Annotated in this window: 19 protein-coding genes; 8 read left to right on the top strand and 11 right to left on the bottom strand. The window is 41.6% G+C overall.

The annotated features are described in order from the left end of the window. Window position 1: 1 nt before the first annotated feature. The 11 genes from eboE to C7H19_RS05845 form a co-directional block, all read right to left on the bottom strand. Entirely contained in the window at window positions 2-1,264 is a 1,263-nt protein-coding gene (eboE, locus tag C7H19_RS05795; RefSeq protein WP_106455939.1) for a metabolite traffic protein EboE, read from the bottom strand. Window positions 1,265-1,306: 42 nt separating this feature from the next. Further along, window positions 1,307-2,548 (bottom strand): 3-dehydroquinate synthase, encoded by a 1,242-nt coding sequence (locus C7H19_RS05800; RefSeq protein WP_106455940.1) that lies wholly within the window; start codon window positions 2,546-2,548, stop codon window positions 1,307-1,309. 16 nt (window positions 2,549-2,564) lie between these two features. Continuing rightward, window positions 2,565-3,461 (bottom strand): UbiA-like protein EboC, encoded by an 897-nt coding sequence (eboC, locus tag C7H19_RS05805; protein ID WP_106455941.1) that lies wholly within the window; start codon window positions 3,459-3,461, stop codon window positions 2,565-2,567. Between the two features lie 14 nt (window positions 3,462-3,475). Further along, window positions 3,476-4,384, bottom strand: a complete 909-nt coding sequence (locus C7H19_RS05810) for a TatD family hydrolase (RefSeq protein ID WP_219907590.1) — start codon at window positions 4,382-4,384, stop codon at window positions 3,476-3,478. Window positions 4,385-4,409: 25 nt separating this feature from the next. Further along, window positions 4,410-5,090: an EboA domain-containing protein gene (locus C7H19_RS05815; RefSeq protein ID WP_181280539.1), complete on the bottom strand. Its 681-nt coding sequence runs from the start codon at window positions 5,088-5,090 to the stop codon at window positions 4,410-4,412. Window positions 5,091-5,135: 45 nt separating this feature from the next. Further along, on the bottom strand, window positions 5,136-6,290 hold the full coding sequence (gene scyF / locus C7H19_RS05820; RefSeq protein WP_106455943.1) for a scytonemin biosynthesis PEP-CTERM protein ScyF: 1,155 nt from the start codon (window positions 6,288-6,290) through the stop codon (window positions 5,136-5,138). 24 nt (window positions 6,291-6,314) lie between these two features. After that, window positions 6,315-7,721, bottom strand: a complete 1,407-nt coding sequence (locus tag C7H19_RS05825) for a ScyD/ScyE family protein (RefSeq protein ID WP_106455944.1) — start codon at window positions 7,719-7,721, stop codon at window positions 6,315-6,317. 93 nt (window positions 7,722-7,814) lie between these two features. Further along, window positions 7,815-8,792 (bottom strand): scytonemin biosynthesis cyclase/decarboxylase ScyC, encoded by a 978-nt coding sequence (gene scyC, locus C7H19_RS05830; RefSeq protein ID WP_106455945.1) that lies wholly within the window; start codon window positions 8,790-8,792, stop codon window positions 7,815-7,817. Window positions 8,793-8,801: 9 nt separating this feature from the next. Continuing rightward, window positions 8,802-9,902, bottom strand: coding sequence for a tryptophan dehydrogenase ScyB (gene scyB / locus C7H19_RS05835; RefSeq protein WP_106455946.1), 1,101 nt, complete (start codon window positions 9,900-9,902; stop codon window positions 8,802-8,804). A gap of 15 nt (window positions 9,903-9,917) precedes the next feature. Further along, window positions 9,918-11,708 carry a thiamine pyrophosphate-binding protein gene (locus C7H19_RS05840; RefSeq protein WP_106455947.1) on the bottom strand — a complete coding sequence of 597 codons (1,791 nt, stop codon included), beginning with the start codon at window positions 11,706-11,708 and terminating at the stop codon, window positions 9,918-9,920. A 37-nt stretch (window positions 11,709-11,745) separates the two neighbouring features. Then, entirely contained in the window at window positions 11,746-12,978 is a 1,233-nt protein-coding gene (locus C7H19_RS05845) for a hypothetical protein (protein ID WP_245927327.1), read from the bottom strand. Between the two features lie 844 nt (window positions 12,979-13,822). Between C7H19_RS05845 and C7H19_RS05850 the strand changes: the two genes are divergently transcribed. The 8 genes from C7H19_RS05850 (at window position 13,823) to C7H19_RS05885 (ending at window position 25,208) form a co-directional block, all read left to right on the top strand. Further along, window positions 13,823-16,042, top strand: a complete 2,220-nt coding sequence (locus C7H19_RS05850) for an anthranilate synthase (protein ID WP_106455948.1) — start codon at window positions 13,823-13,825, stop codon at window positions 16,040-16,042. A 5-nt stretch (window positions 16,043-16,047) separates the two neighbouring features. Next, complete coding sequence (trpC, locus tag C7H19_RS05855) at window positions 16,048-16,959, top strand: indole-3-glycerol phosphate synthase TrpC (protein WP_106455949.1); 912 nt, start codon at window positions 16,048-16,050, stop codon at window positions 16,957-16,959. Window positions 16,960-16,973: 14 nt separating this feature from the next. After that, window positions 16,974-17,792, top strand: a complete 819-nt coding sequence (gene trpA, locus C7H19_RS05860) for a tryptophan synthase subunit alpha (RefSeq protein ID WP_106455950.1) — start codon at window positions 16,974-16,976, stop codon at window positions 17,790-17,792. 25 nt (window positions 17,793-17,817) lie between these two features. Then, on the top strand, window positions 17,818-19,053 hold the full coding sequence (gene trpB, locus C7H19_RS05865; protein WP_106455951.1) for a tryptophan synthase subunit beta: 1,236 nt from the start codon (window positions 17,818-17,820) through the stop codon (window positions 19,051-19,053). 78 nt (window positions 19,054-19,131) lie between these two features. After that, entirely contained in the window at window positions 19,132-20,193 is a 1,062-nt protein-coding gene (gene aroF, locus C7H19_RS05870; RefSeq protein WP_106455952.1) for a 3-deoxy-7-phosphoheptulonate synthase, read from the top strand. A gap of 23 nt (window positions 20,194-20,216) precedes the next feature. Then, window positions 20,217-21,194, top strand: coding sequence for a prephenate dehydrogenase/arogenate dehydrogenase family protein (locus C7H19_RS05875; protein WP_106455985.1), 978 nt, complete (start codon window positions 20,217-20,219; stop codon window positions 21,192-21,194). A 288-nt stretch (window positions 21,195-21,482) separates the two neighbouring features. Then, window positions 21,483-24,533, top strand: a complete 3,051-nt coding sequence (locus C7H19_RS05880) for a response regulator (RefSeq protein ID WP_106455953.1) — start codon at window positions 21,483-21,485, stop codon at window positions 24,531-24,533. Window positions 24,534-24,854: 321 nt separating this feature from the next. Then, window positions 24,855-25,208 carry a hypothetical protein gene (locus tag C7H19_RS05885; RefSeq protein WP_106455954.1) on the top strand — a complete coding sequence of 118 codons (354 nt, stop codon included), beginning with the start codon at window positions 24,855-24,857 and terminating at the stop codon, window positions 25,206-25,208. Window position 25,209: the final 1 nt, after the last annotated feature.

The raw sequence follows: 25,209 nt of genomic DNA on the forward strand, positions 1-25,209 counted from the left end.
ATTATCGCTCAACACCTTGTAGAGACGAGAATTTTTTCGTTTCCCTGATTTCTGACATTTTCTGCAAAATCCAGCGATATTCCCGTTCAATTGAAGTAAATAAATCTAGCTTCATTGTGGGAGGTAAAACATCCCAAGTGTAGGTTTCAATTTCCAAATGGTGACAGGTAGAAAACGTTTGTAGAAGTTGTAAAACTTCAATGATGTGATCTTGGGTAGATTCTAAAAGTTGATAATCCTTAATGAAAATAGGAACATGAAAGTGTGTGCGCCATTCACAGGCAGGCGATCGCTCTAATTCTAAAAGGGCAACGATTAAATCTGGATAGTGATGTAGAGTACCATCTTCCCATTGTTCGATGACTTGGTGTAGGTAAGTGGATTCAGCAAAGGGAAGCAAGCGATGATATACATCATAACGATCGCTTGTTCTTAAATCTACTTTCAGGGCTGAACTAAGCTGAATTTTGCCGATTTTAATTCCTACAGATTGAAACTGACGAAAAACTGTAGCAGGATCTTCATATTCAACCGCAAAGTGACAGGTATCGTAACAGATCCGTATGTGTTTTCGTAATAATTCTTCAGCTTGTGATAGACTAATTCCACGATTAAAGGCTAGATATTTTCTGCCAATTGGCCATAACCAATCTTTAAAGAAATCAATAACTTCTGTCCCATTTTCGATTAATCCATCGGGTTCGGGTTCTAAATCTAAATGTAATATTTTTCCCGTGTCCTGCTCAATATCGCTCATTTGTGCCGTTAATTGAGCCAAATGGAGGGAACTAGCAGTCAGGAGCTTTCCGAGGGCTACTTGATTGCTGTACCACCAAGGTTTATAAGACAAAGGCAAAGTCGAGATACTTCCTTCAATCCCTTTTGGCAATAAAATAGAGAGAATTTTAAGTAAACGTTGGGTATATTTCAAACGATCTTGCTCAATCCAATCGGGAGCATAAACCCGATCTTTGATGATAGAGTGATGGAAATTACCATAGGGAAAACCATTAAGGGTAAAGACATATAAATCTTGCTCGGCTAACCAAAACTTAAATCGTTCTAAGTTCTGTTGTGTCAACAGTTCTCGCGCTGCTAAATCCGAAAGTCTTAAACCAACACCAAAGGGTGCATCAGGAGAAAGTCGCGCTTTAAGAGAGGGTAGATACTGCTTTAAATTAGTATAGACTTGTGACCAAGTTTCACCCGAATGAACATTAGTGCAATAAGTTAAATGAATATTGCGATCGTTGTTAATTTTCATAAAATTTCGGCAAAAAGTAGATTACAGCAATTTTTATGTGGCTCAGGTACAGATTTCTGGTAGGGGTTTGGTTACCAAACCCTTACGGTGTAATTCTTGTAAAAGAGCGATCGCCTGTTGGTACAGAGTAAGATCAACCTCATGAATCTCGATTCCCTTGCCAATTTTTTCTAGTACAGTGATCGTTAACTCTCCTCCTAAATGCTCACGAAATTGTGTTAATCCTTGAAAAAGACACCTAGCAGGATTTAGATCATGATTGATTAATTCAGGAACAAATAAAATAAAGCCAAGTCTTTTGAGTGTATGAAGAATTTGTTGCCATTGGGAATAGGAGAGTAAACGAGCCAGATAGGAATATGTACTATCGAGAGCAATACCGATGGCGACAGCCTCTCCATGACGTAAGCGATAATCTGTTAAATGCTCTAAGCGATGGGCTACCCAATGACCAAAATCGAGGGGACGAGATGAACCTGTTTCAAAAGGATCGCCGCTATTAGCAATATGATCTAAATGTAACTGAGCGCAACGATAGATAATCTGCCGCATCACTTCCTTATCTCGGCTCACAATTGCATCGACATTAGTACAAATATATGCAAAAAACTCAGCATCTTTAATTAATGCTACCTTAATCGCCTCAGCAACACCCGATCGCCAATCTCGCTCATCTAGAGTCGTCAAGAAATCAGAGTCATTAATCACCGCATAGGGAGGGGCAAACGTACCGATAAAGTTCTTTTTTCCAAAAGCATTAATGCCATTTTTTACCCCGATTCCCGAATCATTTTGCCCTAGTACAGTCGTTGGAATACGAATCAGACGTATCCCACGATGAGCAGTTGCGGCGGCATATCCCACCATATCGAGCATTGCACCCCCACCGATGGCTAAGATGTAAGAATGACGGCACAATTGCACCCGATCAATGAGAGAATGAAGACTTTGTACCGATTTCGGTTCATTTTTGGCGACTTCTCCGCCTGTGACGACGAGAGGAAGATTACACAAGTGTAAATAATCTCGATACCAATCGGCGTAAAGTTGGATTTTTTCGAGTAATTTAGGATGATGGCGTACTACCCCAGAATCGACAATAGCGATCGCGCCCCTTGGGGATAATCTATTATCTGCCGCTACTACTTGAGCGAGTAGAGGATTATCTAAATCGAATAAGTGTTCGGTAAAATGAACGTTGTAGCGAAAAGTGACCGGTATTTGTTGCTTAATTGTCGGAAATGATAAAGAAGCTTGACTGATTTGCTCAATACTAATTGTCATAATTTTTATTACAAAACTAAGTGACTGAAAATAATCGTGCTAAAGCTAGAGAAAAAGGCAGTAAACCAAGAATCAGGAAACCAAACAAACCACCTGTAAAACCAGCCCCCAAGGTTGCATCAAGAAGGATCAAAGAGATCACACCTACTTTTACTGCTTGACGAATGATCTCCGGCCTAGGGTGAGTCGTCGCTTTGAGCCAAACAGGAAACACTCGCACCGCAAACAAAGCCCAAAAGGGTAAAGCGAAAAGAAAACTATAATAGGGTTTCCAAGAAAGAGCTAGTAAACTGATTAGTACAATGGAGAAGAGAACTAAAGCGATCGCACCTGTTTTCTGTTCGCCCCCTGCTACCTCACCGCGACTGATGGCAGTTACAGCAGCAATATACAAAATGGGAATTAGAGCAAGATACCAAAATTGGCTAATCATTAGAGGAACTGCACTAACGCCTAACAGTAGATTTCCTCCCCGACAAAGCCCCATATTAAGCGGGCCAAGCAAAGGATGATGTTTGCTGTAGCGATCGTAAATTAGAGCCAAAACCGCAATTGATACAGCTAAAATCATGCTAAGTCTGGAAACTTGGGCGGCGGCAAGAATGCCCACACCTAAAAGCAGAATGCCTAAAACCGTTGCAGCTTGCAGGGAAATGCGACCGCCAGGGATAGGTCGTTCTGGTCGTTCGATCGCATCAAGTTGGGCATCGCAAACATCATTAAAAACCACTCCGCCCCCATAAAGCCCCGTCGTTGCCAAGAGTAACCAAGCCAAAGAAGTAGAATCAGTTATTATCGCATCCGATACGGCAAAACCAGCCAGAATATCAGCCCATGCAGTTACGATATTGGCAGGTCGCATTAGTTGCAGACAAGCTAACCCGTAATTTTGAAATTTATCTGAAATTTGCATAATTTCTCTAATTTCTATTCAATCAAAACAGGATGGCGCGGGGTTTCTGTAACAGGTTTTTGTCCTCGCAAGACCGAACTACCGTTAAAGAGTTGTCTTTGATCGACAGGTGGGGAGTTTCGCCAGTCCGTTTCTTTCATCTGTCCACTTTGGCTGTATGCAGCAAGAGCATTTCCATAACAAACAGCTTGTACAGTGGTTCGAGGGATACCGCGTTCTAACATTAATTGAGCCGTTTTCGGTACAGCAAGAGGATCGCTAATACCCCAATCTGCACTGCTATCGATAATAATGCGATCGCTTCCGTATTGACGCACAATCTCGACCATTCGTGCATTGCCCATTATGGTATTAGGATAAATGGTAAAAGCCGTCCAAAAACCGCGATCTAAGACTTCCTTCACTGTTTCTTCGTTATTGTGGTCGATAATCACCTGTGTTGGCTTTAGACCATGTTCCTTGCAAACATCCATACTACGGCTGGTACCCGCTTTTTTGTTGCGGTGTGGTGTATGAACAAGAACGAGTAGATCCATTTCTTTAGCGAGTTCTAGCTGGAGACGGAAATACTTATCTTCAGCAGGAGTCATGTCATCATAACCAATTTCTCCGATCGCAACCACTCCATCTTTGCAGACATAGAGGGGTAACAATTCCATAACCGCTTCGGCTAAAGCTTCATTATTGGCTTCTTTTGAGTTTAAACCGATCGTGCAGTAATGACAGATGCCAAACTGACTAGCCCGAAAGCGTTCCCAACCGATCAAACTATTAAAATAATCTTGGAAAGAACCGACATGAGTCCGAGGTTGTCCTAACCAAAAAGCAGGTTCAATAACAGCCACTATACCAGCATCCCGCATCGCCTGATAGTCGTCGGTGGTGCGAGAAGACATATGAATATGAGGATCGATGTACATCATCAGCAAATAAAAAAGTTATAGTAATTTATTGGGGACAGGTTTCGACGAGTTGCCAGAGTTGATTCGGTACGCTCCGTTTGGCCGATCTGCGTTCTTGGGCATAATCGCTCAACATTTGCGCTAAGGTAGAATTAGCCCTTCGCTCAAGACCTTGAATTAAATCGAGAGAACTGCCGACAAATAGAGCTTTTAAGATCATTTGATTCCAGGCAATGTCATCAAAATACTCAGCCGGATAGGGATTTTGTAAAGCCACAGCATCTACTACAGCCGTCATGTTAGAGCGAACTCCTTCTGCTGCCTGTAAGCGCAACTGTTCAGGATAAGATAAAATCGGCAAGGCTTGATAGAGGGTAACAAGTTCCTCTAGATTAGCGGTAGCAAAAAGTTTTCCTATTGTGTGTAAATAAAAGTCTTGATTTTGATTGGGCCAAGACAAAACGAGAAGGGTTCGCGCCACCTGCTGAATATTCCAATGACCTGGATACCAATCAGAACAAACCGTTTGACACGCTTGCCTGTCTTGAGGAAGTAACATCAAATCGTCTTTACCGACATGACGAGATACGGCACTAAAGGTAGAAAAAAGCAATCTCTCTGAGAGGATACTTGTAATCTGTTGCCTTTGTTGAGTGAGCCAGTCCCAACTCTCTCGTTCTAGCTGTCGATAAAGCCAATGATTGAGTAAATTAATTGTTTCATCCATAATCCAGATTAAGCCTTGCAAAATGATCAAACAAGAGAAAAATCACTATTTTTGTTTTCTGAATTTATTGACAAAAATAGCACTTAGTGCATATCCAATTAATCCTAATAATGAAGAAGGTTCAGGCACAGTGGTAGAAGGATCTGGAGGTGCTGCGTCACTAACATTCAAAACTTGGACACGACCTTGGAAGAAATCACCAACATAAAGTTTACTATCGTCGTAATGTAAACCCGCCGTCCAGTTAAATGTACCTGGTGTCAGATCAAGAGGATTGCCGAAAGGAGGTTCCCCCAGTGCAGGAGGGGAGGCAGCAGCAGGAGTACCAAAAGTGGTTAGAAAATTACCGTTTTTATCGAAGACCTGAACACGACTATTCTGTGAATCAGCAATGTAGATATTCTCATACTCATCCACTTCTAAACCGATCCCCTCTCGCAGTTGTCCTAACGCGCTTCCTTTTTCGCCAAAGGCAAATAGAGGGGTTCCATCTGGATCAAAGACCTGAACGCGATAGTTGTATTGATCGTTTACATAAATTCTGCCTGTGTTTGGGGAAACCGTGATCCCGGCGGGTCCTTGAAATTGACCTAAACCAGTGCCAGAGCTACCAATAGTCTTGACAAGTTGACCACTATCAGCATTGTAAACCTTGATCACATCGAGACTAAAATCAGTGATATAGATATTGCCATCATCACCGAAAGACATTCCCCCAGGCCCGAAGAAAATCCGACCCGCTACAGGCCCACCAAAGGAACCATAAGATCTGATGTATTCTCCCGTGTTGGGATTATAAACATCGATTTCACTATTGAAAACATCACCGACGTGCAGATCACCCGTAACAGGGTCGAACTTTAAGTCTGCTGGCTCATCGAAACCCTCTCCGCTACCTTGGCGACCACTACCAACCGATCGCAGATAGTTACCCTGAGCATTAAATACATCGACTCGGTTGCCGAGATTGGCATTAAAAGTACCATCGGGATTAAGTCCACGACCATTACTAACATAAACATCGCCCGTTGCATCCTGTACCCCGATCCCTTGAGGAACAAACAACTGCCCGGGAGCAAAACCAGGCGCACCAATTTGACTATCGTAGCTAAGACTTAGTGAATACGCTTTAGGAACCGTCATTAGTCCCAAAAATCCAGCACCTGCCATCGCAAGAGAAAATTGCGCGATCGTTTTCATTGTAAATCTCCTATCAAATATTCGTTATTTCACTGTGGTTTCTGTTTTGCCGATATTCTCAGAACCGTCTTTAAGCTGTCTACCTTGACGCTTTAATAACAAACCACCACTTAAAGCAGCAAATACTAATAAACCTACAGTTGAGGAAGGTTCGGGAACACTTGCAGCATCAAGATCAACTCGAACAACTTGACCCAAATTCGGCCCTACACCGCGTTTTGTGATATAAATTTCATTGTCAGGCCCGATCGCAAGTCCTGCCGCAGACTCCAAACCTTCACCCGCAGCAACGAGGGTAGTGCGAGTTCCATCAGGAGCAAGTTTAATTAAAGACCCTGGCAAAAATCGGATATCGCCACCTAACTGAGACTCATCGCTAAACTGTAAAACTAGCAAATTACCATTTTCATCAAAAGTTAGATCGGTAATGTGGTTGAATCCTTCTGCGAAAATTTCTGGTATCCCACTTTCTGCAATTCGGAAGATGCGGGCTGCACCATCAAGATAAGGAAAACCCGTGTACTCACCAACATATAAAGCACCATCTGGCCCGATCGCATTACCTGTAGGGACTGATTGAATGGCAATCCGAGGAGGTTGTCCTGGTTCTTCTGGCGGTAGAAACTCGACTAGACCTGGTGGGATCTCTACTCCTGGTGGGAGAGGTGGCAGAACTGTACTACTAACAATATTATCGGGGATAGCAACTGTCTCGAACCCACTACCATTAAGTTTAATACTATAAGAAGTGTTTCCACCTGCGTCAATAACATAAGCCGTATCACCACTAATAGTTAAGTCATAGGGATTACTCACCACGTCCCCACCGTCAGGATTGTTAGTAATTTCATACTCACCAAAGTCAAAAATACTGGTCAGTTCTCCGGTGTTCAAGTCTACTTTAAATAGTTGCGCTAACAAAGGAGTGTTTAATACTTCATCGGGTGCAGAAGGAGGAAAAGTAGTAATTTGTCCTGGTGGAATCGGGTATTGACTCCCTAGAGTATTTAATTCTAGATCGCGGTTACCCGGATAACCAGCAAACCCCGTCAGAAGATACGCGTTACCAAGAGAATCGAACTGTAGATCCTGAAGTCCCGCGCCTTGATTACCAGTGGGTTGTTCTGCTAGAGATTGAAAGTTATTGAGTATACTACTTTGTTGACCATCGGATGTAACTTTAATGTATGAACCTGTATTACCCGCACAGATCGGCTGAAACAAAGTACTAGGAGAGGGCTGACAGTTGCCATTTCCGCCAATCCCAGGCTCTGATACATAAAGCGTACCATCAGGCCCAAAAGACAGCCCACGTGGATTACTAAGCCCTTCGACGATGGGTGTAAGGGTTACAGCTTCGGCGATTCCTGCTCCAGATACAATAGCAACACTACAAGTAAAAAATGCAAAAGTAAATTGTTTGAGTTTCATTGTTTTAAGAAATTTGTTAGTAGATTGATGGTTTTTACAAGACAAAAAGTCTTTATTTTGCTCTAAAAAAACAGATCGGACCGTTAGCTTAAGTTAAGTGTTTACTGTTAATTTTTCACGGCTCAGTATAGGAAGTTGATAACTCATGCCACGAGCAAAAGTATCCGTATTACCTGCTTTTGCTTCTAAAATTCGCTTGATGTTCATACTTTCTGCTCCAAAATCTTGAATTTGTAATTTGCCGTGACGTAATGGCTGATCTACTGGCCAAAAAGTGATACGGTGTTGGATAAAACCACGAGCCGAAGGATCACCAAACGCATAAGAACAGGGAATAATCACGACTGGACAACGCTGATAAAAATTACGATCGCGGTAATAATAATCCTGTTCGATTAAGTAGTAATTCTTGAGGTCATAAGCGGTGAAAGTAACGGTAACATTTTGATTGTATTCATCGATAAATTCCCCTTTATCGTCGGTTATTTCTCCTTTAGCTCGTAATAAATGCGCCCAATCTTCGGTATTTTTCATATCTTTGAGATATTCAAAGCCCATTTCAATAGGTGCATCAATATAAATCGTGTCTGTTGAAATGCGGTATCGTCCCTGTGCTGCTTCTTGATGACCCGCTTGACGTTCTAAAATGGCTTTGAGCGATCGACATTCGGATGTATGCACAGTTTCGATTCCCTGCATAATCATTGGGGTTCGCCGTTTGGGATCGACAAAACTTAGCCAATGCAAATAGACCCCAGTTTCATCGGTATCAGGAGCTATATAATTAGCAGGAAACAGAAAAACGGGATAAACCTGAAAATATTTTTGATATTCAAAGCCACAATGCCATTCAATCCCAGATATGGCACAATTTTCGATTTTCCTGACGTGGTAGTATAGATTATTTTGATAACCCGATGCTGTTCCGAGCCAAGTATTTTCGTCAATTTGTTCGATCATACGGCTGTAAAGTGTCCAGTCATTCAAGTTTTCTAGACTGTAGATATAATCAAAAGTCGTCTCTAAAGAGGTAGCAATATAAGCTGATGTTGCAAAGGTATTTTCTTCCATGAATACTCTCTAAATGGGTTGAATAAAATGGGGGAAAACTTGTCCGTTTGATGATGTAGTCTTTTGCATGAATCTTGTTTTAGCTTGTTGTATTCGCTCTTCAGCTAAGGATTGAGCCGCTTGATGATTGGTCATTTCCTGATTTTTAGCTCGAATAAAAATTTGCTCAAGACTGTCAGAAATATTGTTCAAGTGTTGAAAAACTTTTAACTCTTCGTAACCATTCATCTCGTGATAGACATTAATTAAACCTCCAGCATTAATGACATAATCAGGACAATAAAGAATATTTTTCTCTTGCAATAATTTGCTGTGCAATCGTTCATCTTCGAGTTGATTATTAGCGGCACCCGCAATAATTGAAGCTTTAATTTTAGGAATCGTTGAACTGTTAAGAACGCCTCCTAAAGCGCAGGGAGAAAAAATCTCGACTTCTTGGTGATAAATATCCTTGGAATCGACCACTGTAGCCCCATAAAGTCGTTTAATATCATCCGTTTTAGCTCGATCAAGGTCGCAGACAGTTAATTTAGCTCCCTGTTCATGTAGGTATTGACAGAGGTGTTTACCCACATTTCCCAAACCTTGAATCGCTACCCTCAATCCTTCGAGATTTTCCTGCTGCCAACGAAAAGCGATCGCCGCTTCCATCCCCAATAAAACCCCCATTGCTGTCACTGGTGCAGGGCCGCCCGATTTTTCCTCTTGGCCGACTACATACTGGGTTTCATGGCAGATTTCTCGAACGTCTTCGGGAGAAAGATTGACATCTTGACCTGTGACAAATTGGCCTTGCAAACGATTGACAAATCGTCCATAAGCTCGCAATAATTCTTTATTTTTATCGGAGGGATGGGCAATGATGACCGCTTTAGCTCCCCCGACAGGAATATTGGCACAAGCAGCTTTATAAGTCATGCCACGACTCAGACGCAGCGCATCCCAAAGAGCATCTATCTCACTCGCATAAGGCCACAGACGGGTCGCTCCCATTGCCGTTCCTAAACTGGTATTATGAATCGCTATGATTGCCCTGAGATTGCACGCGCTGTCATGGCAAAACAAAACTTGCTCATGTCCCATTCCTGTAACTGTTTCAAAAAGATTCACCCGACTTTCTCCTGCTCACACTAAGGGAAAAGAGATCTGTTTTTCTTCTTTTGTGGCTTTAATGCCTTGAACACTCAAACTCTTATTGCGACCTTTCGACGGTGCAAGACGCATCGGGTCAATGCACACATCAATAACCACTGGGCCTGAGATAGCCATTGCTTGATGTAGAACGGTTTCTAAATCGGATTCTCGTTCTAAGCGAATTCCTTCGGCACCCATGCCATTAGCGATCGCTGCAAAATCAGCTTGTGGGATCGTGGCATCTGCTCCCGTTAATCCGAGTAAGGACATTCCTTGATAGCACATATTGTAACGAGCGTCATTAAGGACGATCCAAACGGCAGGAACTTGGTATTTAACGGCTGTACTGACTTCGCTATTCATCAGCATTGCCCCATCACCAACAATAGCCACCGCTTTACCGCCTCGTCCTAATGCAGCACCGACTACACCCGTCACGTTATGACCCATCGAACCCACACCCGTACTAACGCGGTAGCGATGGGGCTGATCGAAACGCAATAGATGAGTTGACCAAGTAAACGAGTTACCTGATTCTGCTAAAACAAGGGCATCACTACCATCAACAATAATGCGCTGGATCGCCTCAATTAATACTTCAGGTCGTACTAAATCTAAATCTTCAGTAACTGTATCAATCTCGATAGTTTCGGGATTGGGAAAAGACAAGATTTGAGGCAATTTGATCGGTAAAGCATCTAGCAAAGCTTCAACAAAGATCTCGACATCAGCAATCACAGGATAGGTTGTCGCCATCGGATAAGCCACCCCAGGCACTTTCGGATCAATATCAACATGGATAAATCCTTCAGGAGGTATCATTGCTTCACTCCAAAATGAGGTCGGTTCACCTAAGCGCGTTCCTAAAACTAGAATGTGTCGCGGAGAGTGATCATGTAGATACTGCATGACCGACTCATGACCACCCACACCAGTTACCCCGACAAATTGGGGATGGCTTTCAGGAAAAATCCCTTTACCACGAGGCGAACACATTACCGCCGCCCCTGTGATTTCGGCAAGTTGAAGGATCAAATCGGCTGCATGACGCGCCCCAAAACCGACCCAAATCGCAAATGAGCCATCTTGGAGTAACTGGGCAACTTCGAGAATAGTATCGTTACTCGGAACAGATAACTTGACATCTGGATAAATATATGGTAAAGGAATTTCGCTAGGCATCGATTGTACTCCAGTTGGAATACTGATATGAGCGACAAATCCCCCTATTCCAGCCAATCCTAGAGCCAACCGACGAGCAATCTGGGGTAATTGCTTCGGAGACTCTAAGACCGTTGCCTCGTGAAACAGCGTTCCTGAAGTAAAAATACCTTCTTGGGGTAGGGTATAATTGCTGGTTTCTTGGATTGCCCAACGTCCGCGCTGTGGGGCTGAAGTACAAGCGGATAAATGAATAACCTTAGCTCCTTCATCTCGTGCGGCTAACAGTCCCGTTAAGGCGTTGGTAATACCAGGCCCTGCCGTTGTAAAGACCACTACAGGACGATTACTAGCAAAGTAAGCTTCTGTGGCTGCAAAAGCCGCACCGCCCTCGTGACGGCAATGGATGACTTGAATCAAAGGACTATTAGATAGAGCCGCCCACAAAGTGGCCATTGCTCCACCCGAAACCCCAAAAGCTTGACGGACACCTAAATTTTCTAGCACTTTGACGATCGCTTGGGCAACTGTTACAGAGATAGTCTCCCCGTTCCCATCAAAGGTGAAATTTTTGGCTGATATCGTTTTTTGCGATGTTAATCGAGATTGAGCTTTAACCATTGTTTTTCCAGATATATAGTTGTTGGGTCATTAAAAATCAAAGACCACCGCTAACGTCGGTTCCCACTGGAAACGGTAAGCTACCACCTCCACCAAACGGATTTTCTCCGTTAAAGAAATCACCAATGTTTGAAAAATCATAGGTGTAATCATCTGCGGTGGGATATCCAGAGAAATCAAAAGTGAAGTTATAATCGTCTGCGGTAGGATAGTCACCATTTAGCAAATCGTCATTAGCAACATTCGATGTATTAACGGAATTTCCATTTGTGAGATCATCGAAATCATATTGGTAATCTTCTTGGGTTGGATAATCCCCAGAGAAATCGAAGTCGAAAACATAATCTTCTTGGGTTGGATAATCGCCGTCGGTTGTATCGAATTCTTCGCCACCGAAGGGATTACCACCGCCACCTAAGCTAGTGCTACTGCTGCTGATTTCTGGTTCGTCTCCATCAATGAAAGGATTACCATCAGTTAGAGGATTCCAATCTCGCCAAGGATTGCCGCCTATACCACCCCCACCACCGGGAAAGGGATTACCACCGCCACCGACATTACCAAAGATATCTTCTGGGCTGTCAATTTCAAAACCAGGGATATCGAACAAACGACCGAAAGGACTTTGACGAAGCAGTTCTAATAACTCGGAGTTATCACCGCCAGTATTATCATCAGTATTACTATTAGTATTCATTGCTGTTAAAAAAGGATTGCTGTTTAAGACACCGCTATCATCAGGAAAATTCAACTCATAGGTACGATCGTTATCGCTTGCTGTTGCGTCATTAACCAGAGTGACATTACCGTTACTATCGATCACAAAATAGCGATCGCCATTTCCGAAAATGGTTTGATTGTCTTCACTAATGCTGATGCGATTGCCAGTTAGGTTATTATCATTTCCATCAGGACGATTGCCGTTACCAGTAATAGTGTTACCACTTCCACTCGAACGATTGCCATTACCTGCGATCGTGTTATCGTTCCCTAAATACCAATTTCCGTTACCTATGGTTTGGTTGCCATTGCCAAAATACCAGTTACCATTTCCTGTAGTTTGGTTATCACTATTAAAATACCAGTTACCGTTACCTGTGGTTTGATTGTTGTTACTTTCAAAACCATCGATCGGCCAAGTGCCACCACCTACAAAAGACGGAATACCACCACCAGCAAAAGGCGGGAGATTTCCATTGGGAAAATTGCCATCACCCACACCAAAAATGGGCATATTAGTTAAAGGATTTTCTCCGTTGCTTTGAGACATAAAACCTCTAGAAAATTGCTATGATTTTCTTGATTTAATACTTACTACTAGGTTTTGTATTTATTAATTGTTGATTTATTTAATCAATACAATTACCGTCGTTGTGAAGTATGAAATCATCCTCGATTGCTTAAAGAATTTAATCAAAGCAAAACTTTATTCATGTATTGCAGCTTATAAAATATATTTCAGGGAAACAATCAACTATCTTTCGTTTGAAGTGACGATTTTTTGGATTCACTAAAATGTATTCCTCGAAACAATTTTTAATTTATTATTAAATGAGGTAAACTTGGAGAGATGATTCTGTTTAGCTCAATAATATTACTCTTGACTATTTTTTCTCTTCCATCATTGCCCGTCTTCTCTGTTATAGGTTAAAATGCCGCATTTAAGGGTTATCGAACACTTCCGCAAATTAGTATATTAACAATTTTTTTAATTCAATCTGTCTAAAGGTATAGATAATTTTTAAACTTACTCTATCTTAAGATTGTAAAAAATTAAGTTCAAATCATAAATATTTTTGTTCATAATTAAAAAAGTTAAAAATCTATATGAGCATCATATAATTTAATCAAAAATAATTTAACAAAAAAATTCCATCTTTAGAGAGATAAAATTTGATTAATTCAAAAAAAATGTGCTTATTACAACAAAAATTATAAAACTATAAATCTTAAAGTCAAATCTAAACTTTGTATATTGTTACTTCAAAAAAAACTTATTAAGCTGGCAATTAATAAACTAAAAAAAATGTAATTTGTAGAAATAAAATATTTTAAATTCTACAAGCAAAGTATAGATATTGCTTCATTTTTTTAAAGTAGGTTAGGGACATTAAATGACTACACAATCCCATAGCTACGTTACTCAAGGCGGTATTCAGATATCCCGTCTTACCAAAGAAATTACGAGCAACACTGCACTAGAAAAGATTCTATCTTCTCTCGATACACAACGAGGGGGCTTATTAGCTAGTAGTTATGAATATCCGGGGCGGTACAAAAGATGGGCGATCGGTTTTATTAATCCTCCTCTGGAACTAACTACCCGCGATCACAATTTTAGTTTGAAGGCGCATAACGAACGCGGTAAGCAACTTCTCCCTTATATTGCCCAAAGTATCACCAATCATCCTCAATTAGTAGAAGTTATCCTACAGAGCGATCGCATTACAGGTTCGATCCAGAAAACAAACCAACTTTTTTCAGAAGAAGAAAGAAGTAAACAACCCTCCGTTTTTACTCTCATTCGTATCCTAAGTCAACTTTTTGCCAGTCAAGAAGACGAAAATTTAGGACTCTATGGCGCATTTGGTTACGATCTGGTTTTCCAATTTGAATCAATTACTCAGAGTCGCTCTCGTCCCGATGACCAAAGGGATTTAGTCATGTATCTTCCCGATGAGTTAACGATCGTAGACTACTATCTACAGCGAGCCTATCAAATACAATATGACTTTGAGACCTGCTTTGGCAATACCCAAGGAATGCCCCACACAGGCGAAACAATCAATTATCGAGGACGACGACAACAAACTCCACTAACACAAGTATCTGACTGCTTACCAGATGAATATCCCCATTTAGTAAAAACAGCCTTTGAATACTTTCGTCGTGGGGATCTATTTGAAGTCGTGCCAAGTCAGAGTTTTTATCGAGTCTGCGAAGAAGCTCCTAGTAAATTATTTCAAACCTTACAGCAAATTAACCCTAGTCCCTATGGATTTATCTTCAATTTAGGAGGTGAATATTTAATTGGGGCATCTCCAGAAATGTTCGTGCGAGTTGAGGGGAGATGTGTCGAAACCTGTCCGATTAGCGGTACGATCAGTCGGGGTGAAGATGCGATTAGTGATGCAGCCCAGATCCGACAGTTGCTGAATTCCCATAAGGATGAAGCCGAGTTAACGATGTGTACTGATGTCGATCGCAATGACAAGTCGCGCATCTGTGAACCAGGATCAGTTAAAGTGATTGGTCGTCGTCAGATCGAATTATACAGCCATCTGATCCATACCGTTGATCATGTTGAAGGCATTCTAAGACCCGAATTTGATGCCCTAGATGCTTTTTTAACCCATACTTGGGCGGTGACTGTGACAGGTGCGCCCAAACGAGCGGCTATTCAATTTATTGAACAACACGAACGGAGTGTACGTCGTTGGTATGGCGGTGCGGTTGGTTATTTTGCCTTTAACGGGAATCTCAATACGGGTTTGATCCTGCGAACGATTCGTTTACAAAATTCTGTGGCTGAAGTGCGCGCTGGTGCAACCGTTCTTTTTGACTCAGTACCAGAAGCCGAAGCACAAGAAACAATAACTAAAGCGGCGGCTTTATTTCAAACTTTACACCAAGCTAAACAGCCATCTTTTAGAACGACAACAGGTTTAAAGACTGAACCAACTATTCTATCTAAGCGTATTCTTCTTATTGATTATGAAGATTCTTTCGTTCATACGCTGGCTAATTATTTGCGTCAGGCGGGAGCGATCGTTACAACACTACGTCATGGCTTTGATGAGTCTCTTTTAGACCCAGAAGCCCTAGATTTAGTGGTTCTTTCTCCAGGACCTGGCAGACCTAAAGATTTTGGTGTTCCGACCACAGTCCAAACCTGTATTGCTCAAAAACTACCGATATTTGGCGTTTGTTTGGGATTACAAGGGATTGTTGAGTCTTTGGGCGGACAATTGGGGGTACTCAATTATCCTCAACATGGTAAAACATCTCGTATTTTTGTCAGCGATCCTAATTCATCACTCTTTAAAAATTTACCCGTTTCTTTTGAAGTTGGGCGCTATCACTCATTGTTTGCCCTGCCTCAGCATCTACCGTCAGAACTGAGGGTGACGGCGGTTTCAGAAGACGATGTAATTATGGCGATCGAACATTCTACTTTACCAATTGCTGCCGTTCAATTCCATCCAGAATCAATTATGACTCTAGCTGGTCAGATTGGTTTATCGATTATTAAGAATGTCATGCAATACTACGCCAAAACTGAAGATATTACGCCTTTATCTACTCCAATTACGACAAATACTGAACTAATGTAAGTTTTATGTTAATTCGCCGCCGTTTTCCAACGAATACTAATTATACGCTTGCATCTTGTGAAGACCAACCACACAATATTTTAGAAAAAATTGTTTGGCATAAAGAGCAAGAAGTCAGACAAATGCAAACTCAACTTTCTTTTAGAGAATTGCAAACTCAGCTTCAAGATTTCCCTCGGAACCAAAATTTTATTTTTGCTCTTGAACAAAGTTTTCTTAAACCAAGTTTAATCGCTGAAGTCAAACGAGAATCACCCAGTAAAGGAATCATACGGGATAATTTCGATCCCTTTAGTATTGCTGTAGCCTATGAACAGGGCGGTGCGTCTTGTTTGTCGGTACTGTGCGATCGTACTTTTTTCGGTGGTAGTTTTACTTATTTACAGGCGATTCGTAAACGAGTTTCCTTACCGCTACTGTGTAAAGAGTTTATCATCGACCCCTATCAAATCTATTTAGCTCGTGCTAGAGGGGCGGATGCTGTTCTACTGATTGCTGCTATTTTATGCGATCGAGATTTACAAGATTTAATTGATTTAACTCACAACTTGGGGATGGAACCACTGCTCGAAGTACATAGCTTTTCTGAGTGTGAACGGGTTTTAAATTTTATGGGAGTCCGTTTATTAGGAATAAACAATCGAAATTTAGAAGATTTTACAGTCGATTTAAGCACGACAGAAGAACTGATGAACGCATACGGTGAGGAGTTCAGTCAACGAGGAATTAAGATCGTTAGCGAATCAGGTATCTTCACTCAAGACGATTTAGAGCGAGTCGCCCAAGCGGGTGTTACTGCAATTCTAGTGGGTGAAAGCCTCATCAGACAACCCGATTTAGAACAAGCGATCAGAGATTTATATCATGATCAATTTTCCACTTATAAGACGTGTCATAGCGTGTCTCTACCTATCTAATCTCTAATAACACAATGACTATTATTTCTGACACCTTTGAAAAGTTACGACAACAGGATCGTTGCGCCCTAATTCCTTTTATCACCGCAGGCGATCCCAATTTAGAGACAACTGCCCAAGTTTTACGGGTATTAGACGACAATGGAGCAGATTTTATCGAGTTGGGCTTTCCCTACTCCGATCCTTTGGCTGATGGACCCGTGATCCATGCTGCAGCGACTCACGCTTTAAAACGAGGAACTCGCTTAGAGGAGGTTTTAGAAGTAATTCAGATGACCAGTTCTAGTATAAAAGCGCCGATTATTCTGTTTACTTACTATAACCCGATTTTAAATCGCGGTATTCGCTCATTTGTCGAACAGATCGCTCGTATGGGAGTAGAAGGTCTGATTGTACCAGATTTGCCGATCGAAGAAGCTTCTCATTTACTGCAAGTGACTTCGGAAGTCGGAATTGAAGTAACTTTATTGGTTGCGCCCACCAGTTCAACAGAAAGAATCAAAGCGATCGCAACTCAGTCGGGTGGCTTTATTTATTTGGTGAGTGTTACGGGTGTAACGGGAATACGATCCAACTTGCAAGGACGAGTTAAAGAGTTACTGGGGCAAATGCGACAAATCACCGATAAACCCATTGGAGTTGGGTTTGGGATTTCTAGTAGAGAACAAGCACAGCAAGTCAGGGAATGGGGGGCTGATGCCGTCATTGTTGGTAGTGCTTTTGTGCAACGCTTGGCTACAGGTACGCCAACAGAAGGATTACAAGCGGTAGGCCACCTCTGCCGAGAACTGAAAACCGTCCTCGATACGCCCAAAATTGCTATTTCAGTTTAAGCTATATTGACTTTTTACTAAAAATATGGTAAGCATACAAACAGATTTCAACACTCATCAAAGACCCGATGCTTTAGGGCGATTTGGTCAGTTTGGCGGTAAATACGTTCCAGAAACCTTGATGCCCGCTCTTTTGGAACTTGAGACGATATTTCGGCAATATCAAGATGATCCGAGCTTTCAATCGCAATTAAATCATCTTTTGCAGGATTATGTCGGTCGTCCGAGTCCTCTATACTTTGCCGAACGCCTAACCAACTATTACAGCCGTCCTGATGGCACGGGAGTACAAATTTATCTCAAACGAGAAGATTTAAACCATACAGGAGCGCACAAAATCAATAACGCTCTTGCTCAAGTTCTCTTAGCGCAACGGATGGGTAAAAAGCGTATCATTGCTGAAACTGGAGCCGGACAACATGGAGTCGCCACCGCCACAGCTTGCGCTCGTTTTGGTTTAGAGTGCATTATTTATATGGGCATTCATGATATGGAACGACAAGCCCTTAATGTCTTTCGGATGAAGTTAATGGGAGCGCAGGTTCACCCCGTCGCTGCAGGAACGGGAACGCTCAAAGATGCTACTTCAGAAGCAATTCGAGATTGGGTGACGAATGTCGAAACGACCCACTATATTTTAGGCTCGGTTGCTGGCCCTCATCCCTATCCTCTCATTGTCCGAAGTTTTCATGCCATGATCGGCCAAGAGACTCGCGCTCAAGCTTTAGAAAAATGGGGAGGATTACCAGATATCTTACTGGCTTGCGTCGGTGGTGGCTCAAATGCGATCGGATTATTTCACGACTTTATCGATGAACCAACAGTACGATTAATTGGCATCGAAGCAGGTGGCGAAGGAATAGAATCAGAAAAACACGCGGCAACTCTAACGCGGGGACGTATTGGCGTTCTACACGGAGCAATGAGTTATCTTTTACAAGATGAAGACGGCCAAGTGATCGAAGCTCACTCCATTAGTGCCGGATTAGATTATCCTGGAGTGGGGCCAGAACATAGTTATCTAAAAGAGTATGGACGAGCCGAATACTATAGCGTAACCGATCAACAAGCTCTCGAAGCTTTCGAGCGTCTATCACGCTTAGAGGGGATTATTCCGGCTCTCGAAACAGCCCACGCTTTCGCCTATCTAGAAACCCTTTGCCCTCAATTAAAAGGGAGTCCTCGTCTGGTGATCAATTGTTCAGGACGGGGGGATAAAGACGTACAAACTGTGGCTAAAACTTGGGCGCAACTGCACTAAACCTCTCATGGTGCGAAAGAGCAAACGAACAATTAAGTTAATTTCTAACCTAAAAATCACAATTTGAGGAATTCAGTTATGATTCTCGTCATCAAGAAAGGAACCCCAGAAGAAGAAATCAGACGCATCTCTCATGAATTACAGGAGAGTTGGAATATTAAACCCGAAACCGTTGTCGGACGACATCACGTTATTATCGGCGCAATTGGCGATACGGCTACCCTCGATCCGATGAGACTCCAAGAAATCAGCCCTTGGATAGAGCGGGTTTTGCGCGTCGAGAAGCCTTTTAAACGAGCGAGTCGAGAATACTATCACGGACAAGCCAGTGAGGTGATTGTACTTACTCCCAATGGTGCAGTAAGCTTTGGTGAACACCACCCCGTCGTAACGATCGCCGGTCCTTGCGCTGTCGAAAATGAAGAGATGATCGTCAGAACGGCTCAACGGGTGAAAGCCGCAGGAGCTAAGTTTTTACGGGGTGGAGCTTATAAACCTCGTACTTCACCCTATGCTTTTCAAGGACACGGTGAAAGTGCTTTAGAAATGTTATGGCAAGCACGACAAGCAACGGGTTTAGGAATTGTTACAGAGGTGATGGATACAAGCGATATCGAACGTGTTGCCGAAGTTGCCGATATTGTGCAAATTGGGGCGCGTAATATGCAAAACTTTACCCTACTTAAAAAAGTGGGGACACAATCTAAGCCTGTCTTGCTCAAACGAGGTCTGGCTGCGACAATCGATGATTGGCTGATGGCGGCTGAATATATTTTGGCATCGGGAAACCCTAATGTGATTCTTTGTGAACGAGGAATCCGAACGTTTGATCGTCAATATACTCGCAATACTTTAGATCTTAGTGCGATTCCTGTATTACGATCGCTAACTCATCTACCCATTGCGATCGATCCTAGTCATGGTACGGGAATTTCTGCCTTTGTTCCTACCATGTCTAAAGCGGCGATCGTTGCGGGAACAGATGCGCTGGTTATTGAAGTGCATCCTACACCTGCCCAAGCTTTATCAGATGGGCCTCAATCTCTGACTCTAGAACAATTTGACTATCTGAGTCGAGAAATGGAGATTATCAGCCAAGCGATCAATCGTCATGAACAACTTGTACCCGTTTTGATTTAAGACATTTTTGTAGGGAAATGGAAATGCTACCAACGATTAACCGAGAATTGATCCGACTACTGGAAGAACAAATTACTCTTTTATTTCAGGCAGAAAATGGCGTTTGTGATCTGAGTAAACCCAAACGACGGATCACCATTATTGGTGGATGTGGTAAAATGGGTCTCTTTTTTGGTCAGCAACTATCACATAATCAATGTTTTGTCAATAATTTGGGTCGAGATTGGTCGAATGCTCCACAACTTTTAGGACAAGCAGACTTAGTGTTGATCGCTGTACCCATTGAACAGACGTTAGCGGTTGTTGAAAAAGCGAGTCAATTTCTCGATCCTTCTACGGTTTTAGTCGATCTGACTAGCATTAAAACACCAATTGTCTCCGCAATGCTATCGCATCATCCTGGCCCAGTTTTGGGTTTACATCCAATGTTTGGGCCAGGGGTACAGTCGTTTTTAGGACAGAATGTTATTGTTTGCCCTGGGCGTAATCTCGAAGCTTGTCAGTGGTTTTTGGACTTTATCGAGGAAAAAGGGGGAAAATTAAGCTTTTGTACGCCAGAAGAACACGATCGCATGATGGCAAGTGTTCAAGCTGTCCGTCATTTTGTCGCCTTCAGCCTCGGTGTATTTATAGCCGAAGAAGGGATCGATCTAGATCGTACCTTGAATTTTGCCAGCCCTCTCTATCGAATGCAACTCGATATGGTGAGTCGCTTGTTTGCTCAAGATAGTTCTTTATCTTTTAAGCTGATGTTAGGTACTCCACAACACCAAAACGCGATCGCTCGTTTAGATGCTACAATTAGGCGGGTTGCTCAAATGCTCAAGCAAAATGACCAAGCTGCATTACAAAAAACCTTTGAGACAACTCGTAGCATTTTTGGACAAGATGCTCACCGCGCCCTCTCTGAAAGTAATTACTTGATCGATCGTCTAAGTAGTTTTTTAGCCGCCCAAGAAGTTACGCCAAAAAACCCAATTAATCAAGAATTCATCGCTTAATCATCCCAAATCCGATTTAATCAAGTAGAGACGCAATATATCACGTCTGTAGATGGCACTTTTGAGAGCTATTTAGCTAAATATGATGACATCATTTGTTATTTTAATAAGAGTTACTGGTGTTATCTCTTATTATTTTCATGTTTTGACCAAAACTCATTATTTATGCTCTAGAGATGATTACTTTTTGAGGAAACTTTGTTAGGTTGTGTAAAACTTACCTTACATAGGTGAAAATTTCTTTCATTCATTACTGATTTTAAATCAGCTAAGATTCTTCATATCATCATGTCTCAAAAACCATTGACAATTCTGCTTGTTAATGAAGAGCAACAAGCCCGACAAACTTACCGTAACTACTTACTAGAAGATAGACAACACACCTACACAATTTTAGAGGCGGCTTCTGGAAAACAAGCACTTTTGATGTGTTCCGAGCAATTTCCTGATACGATCGTCTTAGATTATGCCCTCTGTGAACTTAATGGGCTAGAAGTATTAAGTGAGTTGAGAACCATTCGAGGTACACATGATCTACCAGTGATCATGTTAGCCAATCATGGTGATGAATTAGCGATCGCCACGCTTCAAGGGGGAGCATCTGACTATCTAATTAAGAGCAAGATCAAAGCGGGAATGCTACAAAGGATCGTCGCTCGTACGGTTGAGCGGGAACGGTTAAATCGTCAGCATGAAAGAGAAATCATAGCTCGCCAACAGGCAGAAACAGCCTTACAACAACAGCTATTTAGACAGCGATTGGTTATGAATATGCTAGAACGTATTCGCCAATCTCTTCATCTTGATGAAATTCTTAACACGACGGCTCAAGAAGTGCGGCAATTTCTGGATACCGATAGGGTAATTATCTTTCGCTTTGAACCCGACTGGAGTGGTGAAATAGCGGTCGAATCTATTAACCCCAATTGGAGATCTATTTTATCAACGCCAATTCACGATCCCTGTTTCAGCCAACCCCAAGAAGGATCGAGCTATGTAGAACGCTATCGTCAAGGACGGGTACAAGCAATCTCAGATATCTACACAGCCCAGATTGAAAAGTGTCATATTGAATTATTAGCTCAATTTCAGGTTAGGGCTAATTTGGTCGTACCGATCCTGCAAAGAGAAAATCTCTGGGGGTTGCTGGTTGCCCATCATTGCCAAGCTCCTCGCCAATGGCTGCCCGAAGAAATCGAATGGTTACAACAACTGGCTATGCAAGTGGGTATTGCCATTCAGCAATCCTCCCTCTACGAAAAGTTGCAAAGTGAATTAGTCGAGCGTGAACGAATAGAAGAAGAACTACGGCAAGCTCAAAATTATTTGGAAAAACGGGTGAGCCAACGGACAGCACAATTAGCAAGCGCGAATCAGGAATTACAAGTGGCTCTTCATGAGCTCCAAGTTTTTCAAGAAGAACTGCGCCAACAAAATGAAGCGTTGATGGCTGCTCGTGAATTGGCGGAAGCAGAAAGCCAACGATATCAGGATTTGTTTTCGGAAGCTCCTGATGGTTATTTGGTGACTGATGTTTATGGAAAAATTCGAGAGGCGAATCGGGCGGCCTCTACTTTGCTCGGTGTCCCGCAAAGCCGTCTTGTTGGTAAACCTTTAGCGGTTTTTATTGCTGAAGGAGATCGTGAAACTTTTAGAACTCGATTGGCTCGGTTACAACCTGTACAAGATTGGGAAGTGTGCATTCATCCGAGGATAGGTTCTCCTTTTTTTGCTGTTCTGGCAATGACCTGTATGAAGGATTCTCAAGGACGGCCGGTTGGTCTGCGCTGGTTACTCCGGGATATTAGCGATCGCAAACAGGCAGAGCGGAAAATTCAACAACAAGCAGCACTCATCGATATTTCAAGTGATGCAATTTTCGTCTGCGATTTAGAGCATCGCCTTTTGTTTTGGAGTCAAGGGGCTGAACGTTTATATGGCTGGAGTGTTGCAGAAACTGAGCAAAAAACCACCAATGAATTATTTTACAACAACATTTCTGCTGAACTTGAACCTAACTTAAATGCGGTCATTGAAAAAAATATTTGGTATGGGGAATTAGAACAACTGACTAAAGATCGCAGGACTATTATCGTGGAGAGTCGCTGGACTTTGGTACGGGATGATGCGGGACATCCTCAATCGATCCTCATCGTTAATACCGATATTACCGAAAAAAAACACCTTGAAGTGCAGTTTTACCGCGCTCAACGATTAGAAAGTCTAGGCACGCTTGCTAGTGGTATTGCTCATGACCTTAATAATATTCTGCAACCGATTTTGTTTATCGCTCACCTACTGCGACAAAAATTTCCTCTTTTAGAAACTCAAACTCAAGAACGTTTGAAGATGATTGAAGATAGTAGTCGGCGCGGTGCTTCTTTGGTTGAACAAATTCTCTCGTTTGCCTGTGGAGATGGAGAGGAAGGAAAACGAACTTATGTACAAATTAAGCCTCTTTTACGGGAAACGATCCAAGTTGCTCAAAAAACTTTTCCTAAATCGATTAAAGTACATTTGAATTGTTCTAGGCAAGATTTATGGACAGTTTATGCTGATGCTACCCAACTGCATCAAGTGTTCATGAATTTGATTGTTAATGCCCGCGATGCGATGCCAGAAGGCGGGAGTTTAACTTTAATGGCAGAAAATCTTTTAATCGATGATACCTATTCTCGCATGGAGCTAGAAGCGCACACAGGGTTTTATGTAGTTATTACAATTACTGATACGGGAACAGGGATTGCACCAGAAATTATAGAGCGTATTTTTGACCCTTTTTTTACGACAAAAGAACCAGGACAAGGCACAGGATTAGGTCTTTCTACTGTTTTAGGAATTGTCAAAAATCACGGCGGTTTTGTTCGAGTCTCTAGCACTCTCAACCAAGGCAGCGAATTTAAAGTGTTTTTACCTAGTGTCGAAGGAGAGGAAACAGATGTTATAGATCAAATAGAGATATCTAACGGGAATGGTGAATTAATTTTAATTGTAGATGATGAAGCTTTAATTAGAGAAATCGCCAAAATTTCTTTAGAAGAACATAATTACAGAACTATTACTGCTAATGATGGAATTGAGGCGATCGCTCTTTATGCCAAACATCACCAAAAGATTGATCTTGTTTTAATCGATATTATGATGCCTGAAATGGATGGAATTACTGCGATTCGCGCTCTACAAAAAATTAATCCTCAACTCAAATTTATCGTTACAAGTGGGCTGGCATCCACCAGTAAGCTTAATGAAATCAACGATTTGGGTTGCTCCACTTTTTTAGCCAAACCTTATACAGAAACAGAGTTATTGAATGCTTTACGGAACTTAATTTTACAGTAAGTGAGTGGGATCTCGAAAAATTCGTGGCTTTGTTACCTTTGTTACTTTTATCAACATTTGCAAACAAATTTCACAGTTCTATATGTTAGTTTAATAATCAAGGCATATTGTTAATTAAATTATTCAAGTTTTTCTCTAATGGCTTTTTAATGTCTAAAGCTCATTGAATAATTTAGTTAATTTAATTTTTTCAGATCTGTCATTATTCAGTGATTTTACTTAAAATTTAAAATATTCCAATCAGTTAGAAAAGTAATTTTACTTAAATTCAGTTGATGAGTCAACAATTCTTTAAGATATTCAGAAAATATTTATACTAAAATGATAGATGTCTACCATAAATTGCCAAACAAAGTGTTAAAGCAGATTTTTATAGCTGAGTCTGGCTGGAAAATAGTTTATCAGGTCGATTCTCAGTATTATATAGAAGATATTATTGCCTATGCTTTTATTAAAAATGGAATCTATTACGAATTAATTCCTTTAACTTTAAACGAGCTTCATTTATGCCAGACCATCAATGATTATACTCTAAAAGATGGCTATATTGGTATGATTAATCCTCAAAATGAATTAATTATTGCTAATCATATAATAGAAGATCAAAGTCATATAAATATTCAACAAATTAAAGAAGCTTTTAAAAAAAATAGAATTAAATTAGATGAAATTTAAA

This window comes from Aphanothece hegewaldii CCALA 016 (assembly GCF_003007785.1).
GTDB classification, from domain to species: domain Bacteria; phylum Cyanobacteriota; class Cyanobacteriia; order Cyanobacteriales; family Microcystaceae; genus Chroococcus; species Chroococcus hegewaldii.

Excerpts from the sequence above, each read along its gene's own strand:
- C7H19_RS05885 (WP_106455954.1), top strand. The coding sequence starts at position 24,855 with ATGATAGATGTCTACCATAAATTGCCAAACAAAGTGTTAAAGCAGATT.
- C7H19_RS05840 (WP_106455947.1), bottom strand. The coding sequence starts at position 11,708 with ATGGTTAAAGCTCAATCTCGATTAACATCGCAAAAAACGATATCAGCC.
- C7H19_RS05875 (WP_106455985.1), top strand. The coding sequence starts at position 20,217 with ATGCTACCAACGATTAACCGAGAATTGATCCGACTACTGGAAGAACAA.
- trpC (WP_106455949.1), top strand. The coding sequence starts at position 16,048 with ATGTTAATTCGCCGCCGTTTTCCAACGAATACTAATTATACGCTTGCA.
- C7H19_RS05845 (WP_245927327.1), bottom strand. The coding sequence starts at position 12,978 with ATGTCTCAAAGCAACGGAGAAAATCCTTTAACTAATATGCCCATTTTT.
- scyF (WP_106455943.1), bottom strand. The coding sequence starts at position 6,290 with ATGAAAACGATCGCGCAATTTTCTCTTGCGATGGCAGGTGCTGGATTT.
- C7H19_RS05800 (WP_106455940.1), bottom strand. The coding sequence starts at position 2,548 with ATGACAATTAGTATTGAGCAAATCAGTCAAGCTTCTTTATCATTTCCG.
- C7H19_RS05850 (WP_106455948.1), top strand. The coding sequence starts at position 13,823 with ATGACTACACAATCCCATAGCTACGTTACTCAAGGCGGTATTCAGATA.
- C7H19_RS05825 (WP_106455944.1), bottom strand. The coding sequence starts at position 7,721 with ATGAAACTCAAACAATTTACTTTTGCATTTTTTACTTGTAGTGTTGCT.
- trpB (WP_106455951.1), top strand. The coding sequence starts at position 17,818 with ATGGTAAGCATACAAACAGATTTCAACACTCATCAAAGACCCGATGCT.
- C7H19_RS05810 (WP_219907590.1), bottom strand. The coding sequence starts at position 4,384 with ATGATGTACATCGATCCTCATATTCATATGTCTTCTCGCACCACCGAC.
- scyC (WP_106455945.1), bottom strand. The coding sequence starts at position 8,792 with ATGGAAGAAAATACCTTTGCAACATCAGCTTATATTGCTACCTCTTTA.
- aroF (WP_106455952.1), top strand. The coding sequence starts at position 19,132 with ATGATTCTCGTCATCAAGAAAGGAACCCCAGAAGAAGAAATCAGACGC.
- eboE (WP_106455939.1), bottom strand. The coding sequence starts at position 1,264 with ATGAAAATTAACAACGATCGCAATATTCATTTAACTTATTGCACTAAT.
- C7H19_RS05880 (WP_106455953.1), top strand. The coding sequence starts at position 21,483 with ATGTCTCAAAAACCATTGACAATTCTGCTTGTTAATGAAGAGCAACAA.
- trpA (WP_106455950.1), top strand. The coding sequence starts at position 16,974 with ATGACTATTATTTCTGACACCTTTGAAAAGTTACGACAACAGGATCGT.
- eboC (WP_106455941.1), bottom strand. The coding sequence starts at position 3,461 with ATGCAAATTTCAGATAAATTTCAAAATTACGGGTTAGCTTGTCTGCAA.
- C7H19_RS05815 (WP_181280539.1), bottom strand. The coding sequence starts at position 5,090 with ATGGATGAAACAATTAATTTACTCAATCATTGGCTTTATCGACAGCTA.